General features: G+C 50.7%; 19 protein-coding genes. All 19 read right to left on the minus strand.

Going from position 1 to position 23,939, the window contains the following annotated elements; genetic code table 11:
- Nucleotides 1-15: 15 nt before the first annotated feature.
- A complete protein-coding gene (tssM, locus tag PsW64_RS20960) occupies nucleotides 16-3,645 on the minus strand; it encodes a type VI secretion system membrane subunit TssM (protein WP_063291935.1) in 3,630 nt (1,209 codons plus the stop codon).
- A complete protein-coding gene (gene icmH, locus PsW64_RS20965; protein ID WP_063304826.1) occupies nucleotides 3,642-5,060 on the minus strand; it encodes a type IVB secretion system protein IcmH/DotU in 1,419 nt (472 codons plus the stop codon). The genes tssM and icmH overlap by 4 nt, the downstream gene beginning before the upstream one ends.
- Before the next feature lie 28 nt (nucleotides 5,061-5,088).
- Nucleotides 5,089-6,426, minus strand: coding sequence for a type VI secretion system baseplate subunit TssK (gene tssK, locus PsW64_RS20970; protein ID WP_063291937.1), 1,338 nt, complete (start codon nucleotides 6,424-6,426; stop codon nucleotides 5,089-5,091).
- Nucleotides 6,426-6,920 (minus strand): type VI secretion system lipoprotein TssJ, encoded by a 495-nt coding sequence (tssJ, locus tag PsW64_RS20975; protein ID WP_082597106.1) that lies wholly within the window; start codon nucleotides 6,918-6,920, stop codon nucleotides 6,426-6,428. Before tssJ ends, tssK begins: the two co-directional genes overlap by 1 nt.
- Nucleotides 6,910-7,725: a type VI secretion system-associated FHA domain protein gene (locus tag PsW64_RS20980; protein ID WP_208980908.1), complete on the minus strand. Its 816-nt coding sequence runs from the start codon at nucleotides 7,723-7,725 to the stop codon at nucleotides 6,910-6,912. The genes tssJ and PsW64_RS20980 overlap by 11 nt, the downstream gene beginning before the upstream one ends.
- Nucleotides 7,726-7,729: 4 nt before the next feature.
- Nucleotides 7,730-8,020 carry a PAAR domain-containing protein gene (locus PsW64_RS20985; protein WP_057465268.1) on the minus strand — a complete coding sequence of 97 codons (291 nt, stop codon included), beginning with the start codon at nucleotides 8,018-8,020 and terminating at the stop codon, nucleotides 7,730-7,732.
- Entirely contained in the window at nucleotides 8,017-8,598 is a 582-nt protein-coding gene (locus PsW64_RS20990) for a DUF6931 family protein (RefSeq protein ID WP_208980909.1), read from the minus strand. The genes PsW64_RS20985 and PsW64_RS20990 overlap by 4 nt, the downstream gene beginning before the upstream one ends.
- Nucleotides 8,599-8,618: 20 nt before the next feature.
- The gene (locus PsW64_RS20995) at nucleotides 8,619-10,727 is read right to left on the minus strand and encodes a type VI secretion system Vgr family protein (RefSeq protein ID WP_063304828.1); all 2,109 of its coding nucleotides are present in this window, start codon (nucleotides 10,725-10,727) and stop codon (nucleotides 8,619-8,621) included.
- A 40-nt stretch (nucleotides 10,728-10,767) separates the two neighbouring features.
- Nucleotides 10,768-11,049, minus strand: coding sequence for a hypothetical protein (locus PsW64_RS21000; RefSeq protein WP_063291939.1), 282 nt, complete (start codon nucleotides 11,047-11,049; stop codon nucleotides 10,768-10,770).
- A 21-nt stretch (nucleotides 11,050-11,070) separates the two neighbouring features.
- Complete coding sequence (locus PsW64_RS21005; protein WP_063304829.1) at nucleotides 11,071-13,059, minus strand: type VI secretion system contractile sheath domain-containing protein; 1,989 nt, start codon at nucleotides 13,057-13,059, stop codon at nucleotides 11,071-11,073.
- Nucleotides 13,052-13,939 (minus strand): ion transporter, encoded by an 888-nt coding sequence (locus PsW64_RS21010; RefSeq protein ID WP_057465263.1) that lies wholly within the window; start codon nucleotides 13,937-13,939, stop codon nucleotides 13,052-13,054. Before PsW64_RS21010 ends, PsW64_RS21005 begins: the two co-directional genes overlap by 8 nt.
- Nucleotides 13,940-14,069: 130 nt before the next feature.
- Entirely contained in the window at nucleotides 14,070-16,751 is a 2,682-nt protein-coding gene (tssH, locus tag PsW64_RS21015; RefSeq protein ID WP_063304830.1) for a type VI secretion system ATPase TssH, read from the minus strand.
- An 8-nt stretch (nucleotides 16,752-16,759) separates the two neighbouring features.
- Nucleotides 16,760-17,920, minus strand: a complete 1,161-nt coding sequence (tssG, locus tag PsW64_RS21020; protein WP_063304831.1) for a type VI secretion system baseplate subunit TssG — start codon at nucleotides 17,918-17,920, stop codon at nucleotides 16,760-16,762.
- Nucleotides 17,917-19,794: a type VI secretion system baseplate subunit TssF gene (gene tssF, locus PsW64_RS21025; protein ID WP_063291943.1), complete on the minus strand. Its 1,878-nt coding sequence runs from the start codon at nucleotides 19,792-19,794 to the stop codon at nucleotides 17,917-17,919. The genes tssG and tssF overlap by 4 nt, the downstream gene beginning before the upstream one ends.
- A 1-nt stretch (nucleotide 19,795) precedes the next feature.
- Complete coding sequence (gene tssE / locus PsW64_RS21030) at nucleotides 19,796-20,302, minus strand: type VI secretion system baseplate subunit TssE (protein WP_063291944.1); 507 nt, start codon at nucleotides 20,300-20,302, stop codon at nucleotides 19,796-19,798.
- Nucleotides 20,295-21,146: a type VI secretion system accessory protein TagJ gene (locus PsW64_RS21035; protein ID WP_057465258.1), complete on the minus strand. Its 852-nt coding sequence runs from the start codon at nucleotides 21,144-21,146 to the stop codon at nucleotides 20,295-20,297. The genes tssE and PsW64_RS21035 overlap by 8 nt, the downstream gene beginning before the upstream one ends.
- Before the next feature lie 82 nt (nucleotides 21,147-21,228).
- A complete protein-coding gene (locus PsW64_RS21040) occupies nucleotides 21,229-21,759 on the minus strand; it encodes a type VI secretion system tube protein Hcp (protein WP_057465257.1) in 531 nt (176 codons plus the stop codon).
- 133 nt (nucleotides 21,760-21,892) lie between these two features.
- On the minus strand, nucleotides 21,893-23,398 hold the full coding sequence (gene tssC / locus PsW64_RS21045; protein ID WP_057465256.1) for a type VI secretion system contractile sheath large subunit: 1,506 nt from the start codon (nucleotides 23,396-23,398) through the stop codon (nucleotides 21,893-21,895).
- The gene (tssB, locus tag PsW64_RS21050) at nucleotides 23,391-23,924 is read right to left on the minus strand and encodes a type VI secretion system contractile sheath small subunit (protein WP_057465255.1); all 534 of its coding nucleotides are present in this window, start codon (nucleotides 23,922-23,924) and stop codon (nucleotides 23,391-23,393) included. The genes tssC and tssB overlap by 8 nt, the downstream gene beginning before the upstream one ends.
- Nucleotides 23,925-23,939: the final 15 nt, after the last annotated feature.

The raw sequence follows: 23,939 nt of genomic DNA on the forward strand, positions 1-23,939 counted from the left end.
CACTAAACCTGTATTTTAGGTATTGAGCTCCTTAGGACAGGTGAAATTCTGAAGCAGCCTGGCTGAGAATGGATTGTTCACGCTGTTGGCCATGAGGTTGAAGGTGGCAAATCGATTTCCAAGCGTAAATCTCACCTTGTATTGATCGGGTAGCTCAGTTTTTGTCACGCTTGCCTTTTCCAATAAACGAAAGAGGGACCATGGTCCGCTGAGATTGATGGAGTTCGATTCTCCGGCAATCGCAGGGAAAAATGCGAGACTTGCAGCTGGTACACCTTCGCCAGGCCAATTCAACTCAATCGGGCGTGTTGGACCATGCGCATAGCTCACTGTTGTCCCATCCACGGTGAGGGCAACTCTGGTTGATCCGACGTCCAGATCCAAGGGTGTCATCGTGAATGCAACAGATGGTTTATCCCCCCCATTTGCGAAATATGCGTTGCGAATATTGTTAGCTTTTTCGAAGACTTCAAGGTTGTCTTTTGAGACATCAATCTTGGCGTTGTCGCTCTCTCTCCATTTCCACGGTGTGGAGGAGGTATCGACGAATGATTTGATGTTGGTATTGAAAAACGCTTCAATCTTGCCACCCGGTTTGAACAGGGTCGAAAAGTCGTCCAGCATCACCGAAGCTTGCTGACCATTTGCCACCGGATAGCGGCCAGAAAGAGCATTGCTGCACAAAGGTAAAACCTCTGAATCCCAGGCTGCATTGATGGCTTTTTGAGCATCGTTTACGGTAACTTGTGAGGAGAACTGAAGCATTTCCAGTATCCAGCTTTGCAGCGGCATAGGAACGTTAGGTGCTTCATCTTTCAGTGTTTTAACCGCATCACTCCCGCCGCCAAGAATATAGCTTAGGGCGTCTTGCTGAGTGTTGTTAGCCAATAAAATCCGGTTAAGTTCACGATAAAGATCAGTGACCTTCATCAACAAAGCGTCGAGTGGAGTGGTGCCACTCCCTGACCCTAACGTGAAACTATCAAGAGGCTCAAAGCGCGCCTGCACAGAAGTGCCCGGTGGAACCGGTTTCGGGCCACCTTCACTCGTCGGAACAGCTTCACCAAGCACTTCAACAAGCTGCTGCTGTCTCAGGTTGGTGGTCGCGCGGGCTTCTTCCTGCGCAATACGAGCTGCTCCGCCTGCAACGTTCTGAGCAACGCCGGTAGCACTGGATGGAGCTTCAGTCCGAGTAAGCTGTGTTTGCTCAGCCACTGAGACGAGAAGATTGCGGATAGGTGAATTGGGCCCGGAAGCGGTGTTAATGACATCTGTCGCCTGCGACAGGCTTGTGAACTTCACAATGCGCAGGTCAGCCAGCATCGCATCCCACATGCGCGCGTAGTCATCCAGATAAAGCCCTAAAACGCCACGTTCGATACGGGTGACAGTCTCTTCCTTGTTTTCCAACTGACCGTTTGGACCCAGCACCCAGCTTTCTCGAACGAAACTCTGAATGCTATCAACCAACTGAGGAAGGAACACACCACGGAAACCTTCATAAGTGTAAAGGCCAGGAATACCTTCGCTCAAAGGTTTGCCTGAAGATCGTGTGAAGACGCGAGTTACAGCAGATCCTGCAGCTTCGTCAGGACGCCACTCCGGAAGACTTTGAGCGGCTTGTCCTGCTTTGATAAAGGAATAAGCCAGCTCCGCGATTGGAGTTGCATTCAGAATCTCTCGAACCTGACTAACCAACTCTGTATTCACATCAATTCGCACCTTAAAGGGCTGGTCCAGCAACGCTGCAAGATGATTTGAAAGTTGGTCGCGCTCTGTTACTTGTCGAGGGTCACTGTAAAGGGACTGCCAATCAGTTTCTTCCCAACGCTGAATAACCTCCGGTTCCAGGGGACCTTTATCCGCCAGTTCCAGATAAATCCGCAAGGCTTCAAACAGGAATTCTGGATTGTCGATATTTGCAACCATTTGCTGCTCAAGGCGGAGCATCATGCGTGGTCGCAAATAGCGCTCCAGTCCGTTGTGATAAAGCGCATCCGCATCCTCTGAAACATTCGGAATCTGGTTAAGACCCCAACGCTCATTTTGAGGTGGTTTCTCCTGCTGATCCGCAAAGCCGCCTGGCAGGTCTCGAAGGTAGTTCAACAACGGCAACACAGATAGATAGTTGGCATCATTGACGCGTACAGCATCAATTCGGTCAGCAAATTTGGGGTATTCTTTCAAGTCAGCTTGGGCACGGTTGATGATGTTTTCCTGGTTCATCTCATAGCTGATGACCCAAACCGTTGTCAAAAATGCAAGAACGATCACACAAGCAGCAAAAGAGAGGCGCTTGCGGATCTTCTGTTTGCGCATCACTTGCTTGCTCTCGCCCGCAAGGTTGCCTTCGCCAAAAATCAGGTCAAAGAACAAGCGCTCCAGAAAATACGCGTGTTTCTCGTAGGGAGCAGAGGGAAGTGCCTGTCGGCCAATCCCATATGCATGCGCAATCGAGCCTGCAAGCAAGTCAACAGGTTGACCTTCCTGGGTTGCAGAGGTGAAATAAACCCCACGCAGAAAGCTGCGGTCCTCATAGCGATTGGGACGGAACATCTCGGTCAGGAAATCATTCAGCACGGTTCGCAGCGAGGCCATTTGTTGCGGGAAGCTGAAGATCAGACTTCTGTGCTGTATGTCCGTTTCTTTATTCAAATAGTCGTAGACGCGCGAATTGAGCTGCTCCATGAGTAACTCATATTCCTCATCAAAATGACTGATCGCATTCTCGGAGGATTTGCCGTCATCAACGGGGAAGGTCATACCCCAGGCTTGGTGTCGCTCATCTCGGCCAAGGACTTGGAAGTAGTCGGCAAAACCGGCGATCAAATCCAGCTTAGTGAACATGACATAGATGGGAAAGCGAAGGCCCAGTTGCTTCTCAGCTTCCTTGAAGCGTTGTTTGACCGTCCGCGCCATATCCAGACGCTGATCCGAGCGCATTGTTGCGAGCTTTGCAAGATTGATCGCAATGATCATGCCGTTCAGCGGCTGACGGCGGCGGTTCTTCTTAATCAATGAAAGCAGCGTGTTCCAGCCAGAAGCATCGATGACCTCATCTTGGTCCTGCATGGTATAACGGCCAGCGCTGTCAACGATGATCGCGTTGTTGCTGAACCAGTATTCGCATTCTGCAGTGGGCTCAATCGTCGCTGCATCCACTTTCTGGCCCAGTTTGTGAGCCAGTGGAAACTTCATTCCAGAACGTAAAAGAGCAGTGGTCTTGCCGGATTCCTCTGGCCCAATCATCAGATACCAGGGCAGCTGATAGATCACCTTGCGGCCCAGTTTACCATCGACACTTGCTGTTTTGAGAATGTTCAGACTCTTCTCAACCTTGCCAGAGACCAGCGCTGCTTCATTCTTCGCCAGCTCTTCAGGATCGACTTCAGGCTCTTCTTCTTCCTCTTCTTCTTCGTTCTTGGCTTCTGCTTCTCTTGCTCGCCGGGAAAGGCGTCCAATATTGATCGCGGCCCAGATCATCAAAAGGCCCATGACGATCAGCATACGAACGACAGCCATCGCAAAAGGTTTTGCGCCGAAGATCGATAGACTTGGGCCATAAATCCAGATGACCGCACACAAGATTAGTGTGATAAGGAGCGTAACAAACCAAAAAGGGAAAAAGCGTTTGAGTTTCTTCATTGCTGGCCTCCCTGGCCAGAAGGCGGAATAAGCGTAATATCAATGCGCCTGTTCTGAGCACGCCCTTCAGCTGTTGCATTGGTTGCAATTGGATCAGCTGATCCTCTGCCGATGGCTTTGACACGTGTCTTGTCTGTCAGTCTGACCTTGATGAGATCTGCAACTGTTTGAGCACGCGCCTTGGAAAGTGCAACATTGTTCGGATAACGGGCATTTCGAATTGGAATATTGTCTGAAAAGCCAACTACATTGATGGTACCAGGCTGCGTGTTCACTGCTTCAGCGACACGATTGACGACTGGAATAAAGCGGGCAGTGAGCGTATCTCTAGCAGTTGCAAACATGCCAGAACCTGTCAGGCGTATCACCACGTTGCCTTGCACATCCATCACGACGACAAGACCCTGCCGGATCTCAGGAGCAAGGAACCTGCTAACTTGCAGATAAGCAGGCAACGTGCTGTTACGAACGACTTGAGGTGAGGAAGGTGTTCCAGGTGCTGCCTGTTGTTGTGGCAAGTTCGGTAGAGCTGCTCGTGGCGGTGCAGGTTGGTGCGTCAGATCAATTGGGCTTGTGTTGATTAAAGACTCATACTGGAACGCAATGCGCTCACTTTTCTCTCCAAGCCAAAGCGCAAGCACAGCATAAATCAGCAAGGCGAGGAGTGCTGCTCCAAAGAAGATACCCCACACCGGAATAGACCACTTTAAAGGTCGATACGCATCTTCAACGCCTCTCCAGTGAGGTGAAAGGTCGGTTTCCTGATCTCCTCGCAGCGAGCGAATGAGGCGTGATATGCCATAACGCAGGCGCGACATCGTATTGCTGCCTTGCGGCATGATCCGCAAGCGACCTTCAAACCCCAAAGAAATACAAAGATACAATAATTCCAGAAGATCTTTATCACGACTTGGGTTGGCTTGCGTCTTTCTCAATAGATCATAAAATCGATCGCCACCGGACACGTCCTTGTGGAAGTTACTGACAAGGCTTTGCGTTGCCCAAATGCTGCGACTGCCCCAGGGAGTATTGAGAATTATGTCATCAAGGGTTGCACAAACCACATATCTGGCGATGCGAATGGTCTTAGAAGAAAGACCGTTTAACATAGCGTTGTGTTCGAAAGAGCGGATCTCGGAAATAACATGAGAGCGCAGGGCATTCACATCACGATGCTGAGCGTGATTTCGCAAGCGGGCAGCTAAGGCCAACAAACTGGAGGCTGCTTTGATAAGAGGATTATTCCCAAGTGGGACAAATTGAATATCGTCAGCGCCAAGGAACCAATAGCCTGCAGGCGTTTGTGCCGGAAGGTTGGTGCTACCGGCGTCAGGATGAACAGGATTGGGAGCATCAGTCGAGATGACAGTGTCGACTGAGTCCACCGAAAGGGCAGTGAAATCCTTCTTTGCCATAATCTCAACTCCTCAGTCCGTTAGCCGCTTATTGCTCTCTGATCGCCCAGAGTTCCATCACAAGTTTCGGGAAATCACCCGCGACATGCATCGCCAGACCGCCAGAAACACGGATTTCGTCCCAATGTGATGAGGCCGGATCCAGTTCGAAATATGCTGTGCCCGTGTGGTATGGGATCTGTCTTGGCGCGACTGGCAGTTGCTTCACTGCGATGCCGGCCAAAGCGGAATTCACAAAGTCTCGGATCTGTTCGACAGATCCAATCGTAATCTGCCCCGGGAAGTGTCGGTTGATCACTTCCGACGGCAGGTCAGCACTAACCGCAAGCACAAACCGAGCGGACTTGATCAGGCTGCGATCGAGCAGCATACCAACACGAACGCCGTACTTGCGCTCTTCCAGTGGTATAGGTACGGCAGTCTGTTCCAGAACAGCAGAAAGGTGCTGTCGCAAATGAGCAATCACAGGAGCGAATGTCTCTGTCAGGGCTTCGTGCCGATAAGGCTGAAGTGTTGAGGGGCGCCGTGCTGCCGCTGTAAATGTGGCAAGTTCACCAACCAGCTGGATCGAAATCCGATACAGCGCTTCAGGATGGAGCGAGGGTGTTTGCGCAAAGTGGGCGTAGAGTGGTTCATAGCGATTGACGGTCTGCAAAAGCAGAAAGTCTGAAATCTCTGCAACACCCTTACTGCCGGAGTTCGAAACACGCCCTGCAAGTGCATCTGCCCGGTGGCTCAGCATGCCCCAGATCTCGCGAATGTACCCATAAAGCACTGAAGAGGAATGAGAGGCGAGGCACGTGGAGATGTACTCGTCATCTAAAATAACTTGTTTATCTGCTCGCACTTCAATCACACGAGCGATAGGCAAGCAGATCCAGCCTTCCAGATCCTCAAAGTCGAACTTAAAAGAGAACCGTAGCCGACCAGTTTCCATCTGGACGCTGGCGTCACTGCCAGTTATTGCATCGCGCGCCTCGGATTCATGCACCACATAGCGTGCAGCTGTTTCCTGCACACCTGGATATTCATATTCATAGGCACCAGGTTGTCGAATGGGCAATGCAAGATAGACGACCGAGTTTTTTACGCTTTCAGGGACTGGAATAGACGCAGGAGCGTCACACTCCTGTGGCATCTTGAAAGGCGTGCCATCCGGCATCAGACCGCTGGCAAAATTGAGTGCAAACTGGCCCAGTTTGAGGGCTTCCTGATTGATTTTTAGCTCTGTGTGGCCCCAGGGGTGAGGGCGAATGCTCGAGATAGTGTCACTGACCAGCTGTTCCAGATAGCGATCATGCTGCTGAAAGTGCTGCGGCTGTAGAAACAGACCTTCTGACCAGACAACTTTGTTATGAGTGGTCATTAATAGAACCATCCTTCTTTTACTGTCTTGTCGGGCTGCAAAGTAATTTCAAGCTTACTCAAATACGCAATGAGGCTCGATGGCTGATTGTTTGGAACCATAATCACCGAACTCCATGTTCCTGTATCCACTTTCCGAAAGGCACCGAGCACAGCGACAAATGCCACACTGGGGTCAACCTTGACTGCTACCTTCATGATCTTGTCGGGAGCTATGAAAACTTCCTTCATAGCAAGCAGGTTTTTGCCCAGAACCTGGTCTCCTTTTTCAAACAAAGTGAAAAAGTCATGAGTTTTAAACTCGGCATCAGACGTAAGGTAAAAGATCTTCACCTGAACAGGCGTCGACATCCCATCTGCGTTTTGGTTCAACTCCTTGTCCGCGATGACTGTCGTCGTGATCATGACAGGCATCGGCATCTCGGCGGAGCAGGAGGCCAGACCGATACTCAAAAGCAAAATGTACGCAATGCGTTTGATGTGGCTAATCGTCATTTGGTTTACGAGCTTTGTTCTGAATGTCTTTTTTCGGAGCTACATCCCAGTCCTCAGGAATGGTCTGGTGATGCGTTCTGGGCAATTTAAATGAATCGGATTCCATGCGGTTGTGATCCCACGCACTTGCACCTTCTTCGCTTGAGATGCCGCTTTCACTTTCAAACGGTACTGAGCTGGAATATTTGTATCCTTCAAATCCATAACTAACTGGCGAAATAGGCTCTTTCCCAGCGCTGGCAGGGTAGGAGTCCAGTGTTTCAGTCGCTTTTCTGAGAATAGATTCTGGAGACTCCAGTGGGTCATTGAGAACCTCGGAAAGTTCGTCTTCAGGGGTAACGATCTGGTCATCGACCCAGTCGTCATCCTCCATGTCGAGTTCTTTAGGAAGAAGATTTGCAAGTGGATCAGGGTTCTCAGGTTCTGCAAGAAAGTCATCCACTTTCAGACGGGCATCAGCATCTTCTGGCAACATTTGTGCGCTGATGTAATAGTTTCCGACCCTGATAACATCACCATCCTGAAGGCCACAGGCCTCACCGTTGGGAACTGGTTCGTCCCAATCATTAACAAAGGTTCCATTGGAGCTGGTATCGACGACGCGGTAGGCCCCGTCGTTCCACTCAACGACACAATGACGGCGCGAAAGCTGGTTTGCAGGATCGGGAAGAATCCAATCCGCACTGCTTCCACGTCCAATGACGCAGCGTTCCTGTCGCAGTATGCGCGTGCATTTTCCTGTGTCGACCAACTCATGCCCCTTGGTCAAAATGAGTACTAAAACCATGCTCGTGTTATCAGTCATATCCTCAGCCCCCGATTAAAACTGTGGGCCAGCCAAGGATGATGGTGCCGCCGTGAGCAGTGACATCCAGCATACGCGCCGCCGGCAATCCGGCGATCAAAGTGGTGACACTGCCTTTCATAATTGTATCTGGAGGCCCAACACACACGCACATGTCAGTCATGCGCGCCGCTGGTAAGTTTCCGATCAAAACCGTCGGTGCTCCAAGAGATATCGGGCCTCCAACGTGAGGAACGATACCGGTCACCATTGGACAGACGTGCATGTCTGTCATGCGTGCTGCTGGGAAACTCATAGGGCCTCTATTTCATTATCTGCGAGTGCTCGTCCCAACTTGTAAGCTTTGACTAAGAACTCTTCAGGGTCCTCCACGTTACTGTCGTATACAGACAAAACTATAGATGACCCTACAGCAATACTAGTTAGGTTTTCTGGGGGAGGTGCAGGGTCAAATTCGGGAGATCCCATACTACCGCCACTCCAACCAGCCGCTGCCGCGGCAAGAGTAGCGGCGCTTTTATATCCTCCGTCATCAGCAATTTTCATTGCTGCACGGCGCAGGTCTTCTTCAGGTTTACGGACCCAGTCTTCGGCGGCTTTCAGCGCTATTTCGTCTTCATCGGGCGGTTGACTGCCTTCCGGAAAGGTAGCTCTACTGACTTGACTGGCCCACCACACTGCGCGTGGTTTACTCAGGGCGTGAGCGAGAACCTTAATGGCGTCAGACATGAGCTCCGCTTCTGCCAAGGTATCCACAACTTCGATAGAAGGTTTCTGCCCCTCTATCAGTGGCACTGCCTTATCTCCAAGTTCTAAAGGTCTCTTTTCCAGTAGATCCTTGTAGGAGTTGAGGAGCAGTGTAGTATTTGTCACGCTATTTTCCATAATGCGCCTCAGTTAATCTTGACGAGAGCACCTTGTACCGTCGTGATGCCAGCGCCTTTTAAGGTGGTCAATGTCCCGTCAACGGTCGCCTGAACATCACCCTTTACGGTCACCATCAAGCCTTTCAACTCTGCCTGAGCGGCTTCAAGTTTGAGTGAGCTGGGGCCAGCGGTAAGGGTGATGGACATGGGATCCATTTTAATCGAGCTGCCACCACAGGTGAGCTCAATGGCTTGAGTTCCGGAGACCTTCACAGATCCTGCAGATGCGTCTACTTTCACATCGCCGGTTTGCGAGGTCACACCGATGTCTTTCATGGCTTCAACAGTCTGCGCACCTTGCTTCATAGAGATGCTCTGGTCGCCGCTCTCAACTGTAATGGTATGGTTGCCGGATTTGACTGAGAGGGCATCGTCTTTTTCGACGGTTGTGGTTCGGCCACCGGTCTTGATGGTGTAGGTCTCGTCACCCTGATCAACCGTCAGACTGCGATTGTTATAGACCTCGATTGTCTGGTCACCATCTTCTTGCTTGTCGAAACCAATCTTGACGGTTTCATTGTTTTTTACGGTGCGCTCATAGTCCTTCTCAGCCGTGAGCTGAACGAGTTCCTCGTCTTTCTTGTCTTCAAACAAGAACTCGTTGTTCCCGCCGCCTTCCTTGGATGTCTCACTCTTAAGCGTAGACTTTGTGGCTTCACCGGGCAGGTCATAAGGAACAGTCTGCTCTCCATTGTAAACACTGCCCACAACAATAGGTCGGTCGGGATCACCATCTAAGAAATCAACGAGGACTTCCTGCCCAACACGGGGAATGTGGAGACCACCCCAACCTTTACCAGCCCACATTTGCGCTACACGCACCCAGCAAGAAGATTTGTCATCGTTCTGTCCGTCACGATCCCAATGGAACTGCACCTTGATCCGGCCATACTCATCGGTCCAGATCTCTTCACCATCCGCGCCAGTAACAACTGCGGACTGCAACCCGTTCATATTAGGCCAGGGTGTAGTAGAGGCTTTACGATATTGAACGCTGGAATCGACCGCCTCAATCTCATAGGTGATTGCGTCATAAAATTCCTGCTCTTCATCGCGCGCAAACTCGATTGAGACCTCACAGATCGCCTTCGTGATCAGGTATTCTTTTTCCTGACTTGGGTCGTCTGAAAACTGATCCAATTTGAAAAGGTATCCGGGTCGCAATCCACGGACGTTGCCGCGCGCATATACCTTGGCGTAAGCCGCACTGGCTTCTTCAACACGCACCTTGGCTCGCTTTTCACCTACACTGACTTCCTCGTAATGGCCGGGATACATGTAACGTGTGCGGCCAGAAAGTTGGTGGGACTTCTTTTCGCTAGCATTAGCTTTCAGATCACTCGTGGGCTTAGTGAAATCATAGTCATTGATTTCAACTTCATCCGTCTGGATCTCTTCATTGTGTCGCCAATCCCAAAAGTGATCAGCTCCGCGACGGAAATGGTCTTCCTCAGAATAGAAGGGAAGGCTGGACTCGCCTTTGATGTCTTCATGAGCGCTATAGGAATCTGCCAATACCATCGTGTGTTGGCCATCCTCATGCTCAAAGTAATAATAGATCCCTTCCTGCTCCATCAGGCGGCAGATAAAGTTAAAATCGGTTTCTTGAAACTGCGCGCAATAGGGCCGAGGATCATAACTGTCACTCAGCTTGTTTTTGAAGTCGGTAAAACCTGCTTCCTGAAAGACTTCCTTCAAGATATCTGGCGTCGACTTTTCCTGAAAAATCCGGCAGTTGCTGGTAAGGGTCAAAAACCAAAGCCACGGGCGTACAATAAGCCGGTAAGTTGAATAGCCATGATCTTGTCCCGTATAGATGGCTTTGGTTACAAACCCATTCAGATACTGGTCAGAAGACAGGCTTGTGCCGGACACTTTTTTCATTTCAAGCGTAAGCGTCTGCCCAAGCATCTTATCAAGGCTCAGGTCATGCTCGAATGATCGGCAATCTACGACCATTTCGTAGAGCTCACTCATTTCGCTGGTCATCTTCATCTTCCAAAGGTGGAAGCTGTCATCTCCACCATCGAAGCTGATCGTGAACAGCCGATTTTCAGTTACTTTGCTCGCACACATTCCAGGACCTGCCTATTTCTAAAACGTTTCTCGTTCGGTCTCAGGCGTTGAAGCTGTCTGAGGTCAGTTTGCGATTGTCTCGTTCCATCCGTTCAACGATGCTGGGATTGAGGATCCAGGGCATGGAGCCCCCGGTATTCTCCCAATTCACGAGAACCTCATCCCAGGTTTTGACGGATTTGATGAGCACGGGGAAGCTGAGTGGCTCTTTGCCAAACAGAATCTGGTCAAGATAAGCGGCGCCGCGAACAAGATAATAGTTGCCGCCGTACTCCATGACGTAAATCTCAGGTACTTCTTCTATCTCAATGAGTTCGGCCATTTGAAACTCCATTATCAATTGTTACAGATCAGCAAGCAGTGCTTCGAGTTCCGGATCCATACCCTCTTCATCCGCTTCTTCCTCATCGTCTGCTGAAAGATCGGCTAGGAGGTTGTCCAACTCTGTTGTGTCATGGACAGGCGCAGGCGGGGCAGCTGCTGCGGCTGGCGCAGGTGCTGGTGCCTCTTCAACTTCGTCTTCTTCATCCTCTGCTGCTTCAGGTTCACTCACCTGAGGTTCTGGCGGATCAGCCTCAATTCTGAAGATGGTTTCGGGTGTTTTCTTAGGATCAATGATGGTCTCGACAACAACAGCACCCTTTGTTGCCTGAATGCCTGGGGTTAAGCCGTCGCCACCACTGATGCTGACACGCGCACCAGCACTTGGGCTTGGTGTCTCGGCAGCTTTGGTCACTGCAATCTGATCGCACCAGCGTCCAGAAATCGTGTCACCGGCCAGACCATTAAGAGAGGCAATGCGAACTTCGGGCTGCCCCTTCATAGAGACAATGGGCATCCAGCTCTGTCTCATTAGTGGCTCGACGCTGCGATGACTGATCATGCGATCAGTACAGGGTAAGGCAACCTGATCACCATACTGGTCGTGAACGTAGTGGAAGGGCATTTCGTTGAGTGTCAGGATCGATCCTGGCTTCATGCCGCCGCCATTGGTTTCATAGTCTTTTGCAAGCACAAGACCAATCAGGGCTGCAGGGTTGCCCCACAACATGGCTTTCAGGCCAACTTGCTCGTCAAACTCTTCAAAGCTGAATGCATCAATAGGGTCGGTCTTTGCGCCATAAGGCATTCGAAGCATGAAGCGTGGCAAGCTCAGGCCAATGTAATTGCTTTCTGGCATGGCACGCAGACTCTGCCACGTCTTTTCGGTAATCTTAGGAAGCTCAGCAAATTTTCTGGTGGCATTGTTGCGGTCCAGGGATGTCAGGAAAGGTGCATGCGCATGCGCACAGATCTTTGACATACGCCCCAGAAGCTCTGCGTGAGGTGGCGTCATGTCGAATGTGTAAAGGCCAACAATAGCACTCGGCGTGCCAACACCTTCATCCTGCAACGCATTTTCTACGAACAGACGATACAAACCTGTTTCTTCAAGCTTGTTGGTGGCGCTGAGGTCTCTTGCAAAATCTTCCGCAGAAATGTCATAGAGCGTTATCTTGAGTGCCGTTGAGGTCTCAATTCGACGTGACAACATATCAATTACGCGCCAAACGCTCTCCAGAGACTGGAAGTCAGCGTTTTGAAGGATTTTACGCAGTGTTGTGGTCATCACAGTCTCGACGATCTCAAGGTAATCATCGAGCTGTGGGTTGTCGGCTGGAGTAATGTGGGGCGAGACAATCTTACCAATCAGATCTGTAAAGTCGTCGGCCTCTTCATGTTCTTCAACGGGGCGATCAATGAGAGCTGAAAAGTCACTCAGCTTCTTGTCAACTGGAATGACTGATCCACGCGAGTTGCGCTGTGAGACAGGCTTTTCGCCTTTGTTTTCCAGCCACTCATCAATGGTTGCTGCCGCATTGCTGAATGTCCCGGGGTTTTTGAGGGAGGAACGCAGAGCCTTCAGCTCATCAAATATCTCGAATTCATCGATTATTTCGTCAGGATGGAAGTCTTCAATGCAGCTCGGTTCAAACCGAATGACTTTTTCATCACCAGCAAGGTCAAGTTCAATGTTGATCTTGAAACGGGCAGGGAGATCTTCTGCAGTATCGACATCAACATTATGCCCCTTGAGCACAGCAAGCTCATCAGCATTGTAAAGAGCCATACGGTTGGCACGACCAGAAAAATCACCGATCACAGCAAGATGGAATGGACTATCCAGCGTGATGTTGAGCTTTGGGGCTTCACATGTGACCTCGCCAAAATCTGGCTCAAAAACACTTGCAGATGCACCTTCAGCGGTTTCACCTTCTGTGGGAGCATCACTTTCCTCTATGATGTCATTGAGCAGTGCGTCAAGATCATCGTCCTTGTCAGAGTCACTCATCAGAATCTCTCTTATTGGTTTCTATCTGGTCCTCAAGACGTTCGAGGGTTTTGATTACCTGTAACTGCGCAGCTTCCAATTGAGCGGCGATTGCACGGTTTTCTGCGGATACGAGGAGGCGAAGGCGTTCGACGTCTTCACTGTGTTCTTCCTGATAGATGCCCTGCATGGAGCTGACGATCAGACCGATAAACAGGTTGAGCACCGCAAATGCAGTCAGGAAGATAAAGGGTATGAAAAGAGCCCAGGCATAGGGATAGATCTTCATTACGGGACGCACGATCCCCATGGACCAGCTCTCCAGTGTCATGATCTGGAACAGCGAGTACAAGGATCGGCCAATGTCCCCGAACCAGTCCGGGAAACTTGCGCCGAACAAGCCAGTCGCCATCACCGCAAACACATAATAAATCAGCGCCAGAACGATCATCACGGAGAACATGCCGGGAAGCGCGTCCAACAGTGCCTGCATCACTTGCCGGTATTGTGGCAGGAAGGACAGGACACGCATGGCCCGCATAACCCGAAGGGCACGCAAAACGCTGAGATAACCCGACTGTGGGAGCAGTGAGAAGCTAACCACTGAAATGTCGAAGATGTTCCACCAGCTTTTGAAAAAACGCGTGCCAAAAGCCATGATTTTCAGAACAAATTCCAAGATAAAAAGTCCGATAATCACATCATCAAAAATGATCTGACCATCTCCGGTCAAGCGTCGCACGGAGGGAGACGTTGCCAGACCCAGGCTGATGGCGTTGACAACAATCAAGATGAGAAAGGTGTACTGAAAGGCATCAGAACGAACAATACGGCGCAAAGTAAGACGCCACGCAGGAATGCGTGTCGACCGTCTCCTCGCCGATTGTTTAACTTTCTGCATCGTTGGACTCCTCGTCACTTGGAAAAGTAGTTCCGACGTGTTTTGTTTCAGTTAGTTTCTGTGGTAAAAAAAGTAATAAGCCTATGTTTTGATTTTGCTTTCAGATTTATCTGAATGGTCTGTGAAGGGCCTATTTCTTCTTGTGCTTATCTTTTTTAGCCACAGGTGACTTCTTGAACTTGTAGTCAAATGCATCACCATCAGTCAGAACCTTGAGTTCTGTGATCTTCTTGTCTTCACTCATGTTCTTAAGGAACTCTGTACTGATATCCGGGAGAAGGGTGTTGGTCAGGATGGCATCGATCATACGACCACCACTCTCAATTTCCGCACACCTGCTCTCAATCAAAGCAACAACTGAGTCATCCCAAGTAAACGTCACATTGTGGTTTTCAAGGATACGATCACCAATTCGGCCAAGTTGCAGATTGATAATCTTATGAATGACAGGAGAGCTTAGCGGGTAGTAAGGCACGGTTACAAGCCGGCCCAAAAGGGCTGCCGGAAAGGCCTTCAGGAGTGGGGGTCTTAAAGCCTTGGCAATTCCCTCTGGATCCGGTGTCAGATCTTCGTCTGCGCACATATCTAAAATGAGGTCACTGCCTACATTGGCGGTCAGCAGGATCAAAGTGTTCTTGAAGTTGATCTTCCGGCCTTCGCCGTCCTCCATCATGCCCTTGTCGAAGACCTGAAAGAAGAGTTCGTGCACATCAGGGTGGGCTTTCTCAACCTCATCCAGCAACACAATGCTGTAAGGTCTGCGGCGCACAGCTTCCGTCAAAACGCCGCCTTCACCGTAGCCTACATAACCTGGAGGAGAGCCCTTGAGCGTGGAGACTGTATGGGACTCCTGAAACTCACTCATATTGATGGTGATAAGGTTCTGCTCACCGCCATAAAGGGTCTCTGCAAGCGCTAAGGCTGTCTCGGTTTTACCAACACCACTTGGTCCAACCAGAAGGAACACACCAATTGGGCGACTTGGATTATCAAGATTGGCACGGGAGGTTTTTACACGGCGAGCGATCACCTCCATGGCGTGATCCTGACCGATGATCCGTTTCCTCAGGATATCGCTCAGATGCAACACAGTCTTAATCTCATTAGAGACCATGCGCCCGGTTGGGATACCCGTCCAGTCAGAAACAATCGTTGCGACAGCTTGGCTATCTACTTCAGGAAGAATGAGGGGATGCTCACCTTGAAGTTCGGTCAGTTCCTCAAGTTTCTGATCCAGCTCTTTCTTGATTGGAGCCGTATCTGCATTCTCATCTCCATTGGTCTGGCGGAACACCTCACGCAGCTTGAGAATTTCTGTGACAAGTGATTGCTCTTTCAGCCATTCTGCTTCAAGAGCCTCGCGTTCTTTCTCAAGCTCTGCAAGCTTCTTGTGCACGTCAGTTAGCTTGTCTCCAACATCAAACCCGGACTGCGCTTCTCGTTCAAGGATATCTCGCTCCGTCTCAATCATAACGAGACGCTTACGGCAGTCGTCTACCGCGGCTGGGGTCGCATGCTGTGAAAGAGCAACCCGGGCACACGCTGTATCAATCAGGCTGATTGCCTTATCTGGTAGCTGCCGTGCCGGAATAAAACGCATCGACAAATGTACGGCAGCCTCAAGCGCTTCATCTAGAATCTGGACCTGATGATGCTCTTCAAGCATCGCAGCCACACCGCGCATGATAGCAACGGCTTTATCCGGATCAGGTTCTTCAACCAAAATGTTCTGGAAGCGGCGAGCAAGGGCAGGATCCTTCTCAATGTGCTTCTTGTATTCAGACCATGTTGTTGCGGCGATCGTCCGAAGCTCACCACGGGCAAGGGCTGGCTTCAAGAGGTTGGCTGCATCACCGGTTCCCGCAGCACCGCCTGCACCGATGAGCGTGTGAGCTTCATCAATGAACAAGATGATCGGTTGCACAGAGGAGCGCACCGCATCCAGTATCTTGCGAAGGCGATCTTCAAATTCGCCCTTTACGCCAGCACCAGCCTGCAATAACCCGACATCAAGCAACAGAACGCGCACATCTTTGATGGATGGGGGAACGTCGCCCTCTGCTATGCGGATTGCTAAACCTTCGACCACTGCCGTTTTACCAACACCCGCTTCACCAGTCAGGATCGGATTGTTTTGACGTCGGCGCATCAGCGTATCGATGATCTGACGAATTTCTTCTTCACGGCCAATAACCGGATCCAGCTGTCCAGCTTTTGCCTTTGCCGTGATGTCTGTGCAGTAGGCGTCTAACGCTTCATCAGCGGATTTCAGACCCGGAGTGGTGGCTTTCTGCTCGCCAGCATCAAGTTGCGTTCCATCTTTGGCTTTTCCCTCTTCAGGAGAGCCTTCTGTGATCTTTTTGTATCGTGTCGCAACATCATCAGCTGATATGTTCTCAAACAGACGCGAAATGCCAAAGAGCGTATTGCGAAGGCCCGGTGTTTTTAGGATGCCAATCAGAAGGTAACCGCTGCGGATGGCATTATCACCAAACATCAAAGTGGCATAAACCCAACCGCGTTCAACGGCCTCTTCCACGTGCTGAGACAGATCGCTGACTGAACTGGCTCCTCGGGGCAACTTGTCCAAGGCCTTAGTGAGATCACTTGCGAGCCGGGCTTCATCGATCTCTGCATCCCGCAAGATGCGGTGCAGATCTGAATCTTGACCGCTCAACAACTGCTGGAACCAGTGCTCCAACTCCACATAGGGATTGCCGCGCATCTTACAAAAGGTCGTAGCGCTGTCGATTGCCTGATAGCAGGTCGGATTCAATTTACCGAAGAGGGACGCTCGTTTGATATCACTCATGGGAACTCCTAGGCAGCCTTCGCACGATTGTTGTTGTGAACAGATGCTTTTGATTTTTCAGTGACTTGACGTGGGCGCAAATTGAGATCTCGAACCGGGTCGCCTTGTTTTTTAGGAGACAACCAGGTGGTCCATCCCAGCTTTCCATATTGACCAAGCCGGGTAGTCGGCACCTGATTGCGCTTAAGGACAAGAGCTACGTCCCACTCCAGCTCATCGCCGCAATAGGCTCTGACGGCTGAAAGCAAACGCGGCATGGAAACACCATCAGGAAGCAGACCTTCATAGTCACGTAAGCTCAGAGGACCGAACGCCACACGGAACTTTGTGTCGCTGGACCAAACACGCCCTCCCAGTGCAGCTCCAACACCGAGAAGCCCGGCATTGCGAAAGCCGTTGAGGGCAGTCACTTGATTTTTGGGAAGATACAGCCACTCGCCGATGAACTCTTCCAGAGCGACGGGAAGGTTGAAGTAACAGCTCAAAATAGCCAGCAACCCATCAGCTCCGCGGGTTTGCAAGGCGAGACGGCCAGCGAAGTGGTACTTCACCACATCCGGCAAATCATCACGATGCCGAAATTCAGTCGGTCCAAACCCCGCGAGTGCTCCGGTATAGATCGAATACCGGTCTTGTTCGGGGCGATCAAAGCTGAACGCGGGCTCCCCCGTAATCGCCGCGCGGTAAAATAAGCTCAGGATACGGTGGTGAAAGACATCCGCGAATGCACGCATAGTGGTGTCGCGGTGTTGATGTTCCCGCTTAAAGGCATACTCAGTCAGATGAAGCGGCATTGGACCGTTGGGTCCAAATAACCCTAAAAACCGGCTGGTTAACCGGCTGGGTTTTGTTCCAACACCTTGCTTGAATGCTGTGATCGTTGAGGCTTCAAACTGCAAATGAGGTTCATGAGAAAATCGAACAGGGTCATCCTGACAGCGCCGTGATGTTCCGATCCGAGGCATATCCGGGTTAGAACACTCAATAAGCCGCACCAAAGGCAAAAATTCGTAACTGAGGTAATCTTTCTCAGCCGAGCGCAAACGCTGCTTCCACCGAGCTTCAGGCGTTACGTCTGCCTTAACCGGTACGGGCAGAGTGCCTTGCCCATCGCGAGGCTTGGGTGGACCAGAAGATCCAGGAGGAGGTGGTGTTTGCGAGCCGGTCATAGTCTGTGACGCCTCCCGATCTGGCAGGGCCAGCGCATAACTTCACCGCGTACGTTGGATCTGATCACCGTCTCGGTGAAGCTGTTGATCGAAACGTAACGGGCAAAGAACTCATTGAGCACAGCACCAAGCAAGAACACACCCGTGCCTTCAAAGGCGGCTTCATCAAGCGTAATATTGAGCTCAAGTCCGCGCGCCACGGATGAAAGGCCTTGTCCAGGGAGGCGGCGAACAGCTCGTGTGGAGTTGATTGAGCGTACGCCGTCGATCTGTTGTGTTGTGGAACTGTCACCCAGTGGTGCATACAAATGTAGGATGGAACGCAGTGCTTGCGCACCATCAGTATCGTTGTTGTCTGCAATGCTGAGGTAATTCAGTGAGAGATGATTGATGAAACGCCATGCGGTCTCACCAAAGATGTTCGAAGGACGTGGCCGACTAGGACCATCAATGCATTTGACCGCTTCAACAGGCCCACCTTCTGGAAGGGAGAAATCCGACTTTCCCGCACCAATCGGCATCATCAATGGCAGATCCCGGTTTGTACAAAGCGCGCGGATGCCCAGCTGGTTGAGTGCCAGATTATAGGGGGCATCTTTCGCATCTACGAGACTGACAAAAATTTCGGTGCCAAGATAATTACTCCGCCCACCTGTCATCTGGCGTTTGGCCGTCGCAAGCCGCTGTTTGCGATTTACCGTGTAATAGGCGCCTTCACTTTGTAAGTCTTGTGTACTTGATAGGCTGTAGAATGGCTTGAAGATCTGCGGGGCATCGCCTTGCGAGCTGAACCCTTCAACCTCTTGTAACTGATAAATCTCGTAGTCGAGCGGTTTCGATCTGTCTGGCACCACATGATGATCGCTGCGCTTATCGTTGATATGCAAACGGTCAAGGCGCGTTGAGAACAGGTTGATTGCGGGCGTGCAGAACAATGAGATGTTGGCGCGATCAACAGCACGTTCCAGATCTTTGTCAATTCGATCAAAGAGCAGGAAGATATCCATTTCATCCGTCTCGCATTGACGAACGGCAGGTTGCAGATTGGTCAGTTCAACAAACAGGAAACGATGCGGAAATGCGAAGTACTCCTGCAACAGACGGTACCCGCTGAAGGATTGTGGACCATAAGGAAGAAGCGCATCTTCGTCTCCATACCCACGCGTATTCACGATCTCGGAGGAAAGGCTGATTTCCCAGGGAGTAGGCAAACTTGTTGGACGGATCGAAACGCCAGTGCAATTGCCAATGATTTGCTCATAAAGCTTCACCGGTTGCGAGCCTCCACCGCGCAGATACAGCGGCAGTTCGTCCAGTGCGAGCTCATTAAACGGGATGTTGCCAACCGTTTTCAGTCGAATACGAAGTCCAGCTTTTGCTCCATTTTTCACTTCAACTTTCTGAGCGGCCAGTTCACTTGGGCTCGCCAGATAATCGATGGCCTCTATCGTAATTGGCCAAAGGGTTGTTTCATGGGCAGTGTTATAGATGCAAGGCGTCGCTCCGCGGGCACTCTTGCGGCTGCGTAACTGCGTTCCGCGAGGGATCACATACCCGTCCTTCAGGGAGCCTTGCGTCATATCCGGCTCTAAACTTGCGATAAGCATGGATGGAACTGGCGCCAGAAAGTGAGGATACACCATTTCAAGAAGGTGCTGCGTAAACTGAGGGAATTGAGCGTCCAGCTTGTATTGAACACGCGCAGTCAGGAATGCAAAGCCTTCCAGAAGACGTTCAACGTACGGGTCTGCACAGTCAAAACCGCTCAACCCAAGGCGTCCGGCGACTTTGGGGTAAGCCTCTGCAAATTCAGAGGCACTTTCGCGAATATGCTGTAATTCTCTGTTGTAATACGGAAGCAGCCAAGGCTTCATGTCAAGAACCTCGCTGGCGCGGTTTAGCTATTTGCACCGCATGCACATCAAGGTCGAACTCAGTGCGCAGGTACAAGGCTTGTGGCAAAGGTTGGGACCACAACTGCCCTTCAATCTGGAAGTCCAGACGATTGGAGCGGCGTGGCTTATTAGGTTCAACGATAGAAACCAAAAGACTATCTGCGATAAGGCGAGGCTCGAAATGTACGATTGCCTCATGCAAGATGTCTTCAATCTCTTCAGCACTTTTGCTTGTCATCGCGCCTAGGTCTGGAATTCCAAAATTTAAGACGGAGGACTGGACTTCGGGATAGGGTGTCAAATCAATGTCTGATGCCAGGCGGGTTGTGTTAAAAAGCCACTCCAAATCACGTTGAATGGAATACCGAAGATTAACCGAACTGGTGACACGGGCTTCACGAGGCTCCACCTGCTGAAACGGGTTGTCATCTGTAAGACGATCCAACAAAGACGGGACCAACCGATCAGCAAGAGGGCGTTCAGCCATGGCCTCCCTCCGTTGAAGATGCGGCATCATCTGCGCCCGTTACGGGGCCGATGTCCTTATGAATATCCAGTTCAGTGTCGAAGTTGATCGCTCGCACCTCAAGCAGAGGGATCTCTGCGCTTTCATGCGCAAACATACGTTGCCCGATCGGTCTGTCTTCGTTCCACGTAGTTAAACGGGAAAGCTTGAGGTTTGGGTCGTCTGAATGAACAGTCTCAACGTAACGTGTTGGAATGAAACCATTTGCAGGACCACCATTGACCCAAAGAAGGTTCACAGGTGTCCAGCACATGTCACGCAGATCACGAGGCTCTGGAATTCTGATGGATTTGATTGCGGAGTACGGAACCCAGTAATAGGCGTTGCTCATCATAAGCTCAAGAACGGGGCCAAGCCGCGGGTCGGCATCTGCCAGCCACTCGAACTTTTCACCATTGATGGTTCCGGAAATAGCGTCTGCTTCTTCAAAGGCTTTATCCCGAAGCTCAATTGCCGCTTGTTCGTTCTTCTCACTATCGAACTTGAGGGCTTGAACCAGGAAAGAAAGCCATTCTTTGGGTTCGCCAAAGAGCAGGGGCGTCTTGTCACCTGAAAAGACTTCTTCGCGCAATTGCTCCATATCCAGCAAGCGGGAATAAGTCTCCACCATAGGCACGGCACTTTCATCAAACTGCCGGATGATTGGAAGTTGTTTTTTGGCTTTGAGCCAGTCTCCATTGACGCAATAGAGCTGGAAAAGGAGGATGCGTTCTTTGACGTCCTCAGGTTTTTTTCGCACTTGCTCCTGAGTGATCTTGAGCGCTTCTTGTAAATTACCTGTGGCTAGATGTTCCTTCGCAGGCATACGGGATCACTCCAGACTATTGCGATGAGGAAGGTTTGCCGGGGAAGCCCCGGCAAACAGATAAGGTAGGAAAAATACTCGATTATTTGACGACGAGGTCGCGAGTATTCTTGATGCGGCTCCACTTTTCGGTAAGTGTCTTGCCCATCGCACCAGTGGTATCCATCATGGTGTAATCAATCTGAACAGCACCGTATTCCATCTGGATGGATTCTTTACACTCTTCGTCGTTACCTTCCCAACTGATTTCCTTGATGGCAACCAGCTTCATTGTGAAGGTAAGGAAGATCACACCAGCCTTACCGGATGCACCACCTGAACGGCGAAGCAAAAGTGTCACGGTCTCGTAAATACCACCGTTACAACAAGCAAGGAAAAGGCCTGGCGAACCGCGGTCACTTTTCTTTTCAATCTGGAATTCTTTAAACTTCACGCGACCAGCGCCAGAACCGCCACGCATGGAACCGATGTCCATAGTGTTTTCAGCACCCATGCTGAAAGTGGCGATTTCGAAGGCCTTTTTTTTGGCCATTTCGTCATCTTGTGTTTCGCCTTCAATGGCGATAGCACCGGCACCGGGCCCCTCGAAGATTACATATGCATCAATTGACATGACGCTTGCTCCACTTTTTGTTGCTTACGTTGTTGAGGCACTAAACGGCTTGCCGCATGAGGCGTAGTGCCGATTAACAGCGTTTTGGATGGGTTGATAAAAAACGCTGCCGTCTTCCGCGTCAGCCTGAGGTTTATCCTCCCTTGGCTGACGGAAGCTTTGAAACCAGTCGCAAGGAAACCGTCAGACCTTCTAACTGGTAATGAGGACGCAGGAAGAACTTCGCGCTGTAGTAGCCTGGGTTTGAATCGTCGGCTTCGACGACCACTTCGGCTGACGCCAAAGGCTTTTCCGCCTTTGTCTGCTCACTGGAGCCAGCAGGATCGCCATCTACGTAACGCATGATCCAATCTTGCAGCCAGTTCTGAAGATCCTGACGTTCCTTGAACGAGCCAATCTTGTCTCGAACAATACATTTTAGATAGTGAGCGAACCGACAACTTGCAAATAAGTAAGGTAACCTAGCTGCAAGGTTCGCATTTGCTGTCGCATCAGGGTCCGTATACTCTGCTGGTTTCTGCAAAGACTGTGCGCCAATGAACGCGGCTAAGTCTGAATTCTTGCGGTGTAACAATGGCATCATGCCATTTTTTGCAAGTTCAGCTTCACGGCGGTCAGTGATAGCAATCTCAGTTGGACACTTCATGTCCACGCCGCCGTCATCCGTTGGGAACGTATGTGAGGGTAGACCTTCAACAGCGCCACCAGATTCAACACCTCTGATGCGGGAGCACCAGCCGTACATCTTGAATGAGCGGGTGATATTGGTTGCCATTGCAAAAGCAGAGTTGGACCAGACGTACTTTGAGGAGGAGGCACCTGATGTGTCCTCTTCAAAATCAAACTCATCCACTGGCTCAGTAAGCGGGCCATAAGGCAACCGGGCCAGAAAACGCGGCATTGCAAGACCGATATAACGGGAATCTTCAGATTCTCGTAGTGATCGCCATGCGGCATATTCTGGTGTCTGGAAGATTTTGGTGAGATCGCGGGGGTTTGAGAGTTCTTGCCAGGATTCCATTTGGAAGAGGCTAGGGCTTGCACCTGCAATGAACGGAGCATGAGCCGCCGCGGCGATCTCTGCCATTTCGTTCAAAAGTGCCACGTCTGGTGGCGTATGGTCGAAGTAGTAATCACCAATCAGCACACCATAAGGCTCACCACCGAACTGGCCGTATTCTTCTTCGTAGATTTTCTTGAAGACCGGGCTCTGATCCCAAGCCGTACCCTTGTATTTTTTCAGGGTCTTACTCAGTTCCTTCTTGGAGATATTCATCACCCGGATCTTCAGCATTTCGTCAGTCTCAGTATTATTGACGAGATAATGAAGTCCGCGCCAGGTACCTTCCAGGCTCTGGAAATCTTCGTGGTGAAGGATCGTTTGAATTTGCTCGGAAAGCTTGCGGTCAAGTTCGGCAACGATTGACTCGATTGACTTCAGCGTATCGTCTGAAATCAGCGTCGTGTTTGCCAAAGCCTGCTCAGCCAGTGTTGCCACTGCACCTTCTACGGCTTCTTTTGCGCTGTCTGACTTGGGTTTAAATTCTTGAGTGAGGAGAGATTCAAAGTTATTGGGATCAATAGCTTCAACCTGTGCCTCTTCGGCTTCGACTTCCGGTTGTTTTTCAGCTTCAGCCATTATTTTCGTCCTTCTCTTCAGCAGCAGCATCACCTTCCTTCGGTGTGGCAGCTAGTGTTTGCAAAAGGGCAGGATCATTCAAAACCTTACCTATCAACTCCTCGGCACCGGACTTGCCGTCCATATAGGTCATCAGGTTTGCAAGTTGAGTACGGGCTTCCAGCAAGGTACGCAAAGCGTCTACTTTGCGGGCAACGGCTGCTGGAGAAAAGTCGTCCATACTCTCGAAGGTCAAATCAACACTGAGATTGCCTTCGCCTGTGAGGGTGTTGGGAACCCGGAATGCCACACGTGGCTTCATCGACTTCATGCGTTCATCGAAGTTGTCGACGTCGATCTCAAGGGCTTTACGATCCCCTACAGGAGGAAGTGGATCTTCGGGCTTGCCAGAAAGATCAGCCATCACGCCAGCCACGAAAGGCAGCTGGATGGTCTTCTCTGCACCGTACAATTCAACATCGTACTCAATTTGCACTCGAGGGGCTCTGTTCCTCGCTATAAATTTCTGACTACTTTGTTTTGCCATGTGATCGGGTTCCCG

It is taken from the genome of Pseudovibrio sp. W64 (assembly GCF_001623145.1).
Classification (GTDB): Bacteria; Pseudomonadota; Alphaproteobacteria; order Rhizobiales; family Stappiaceae; genus Pseudovibrio.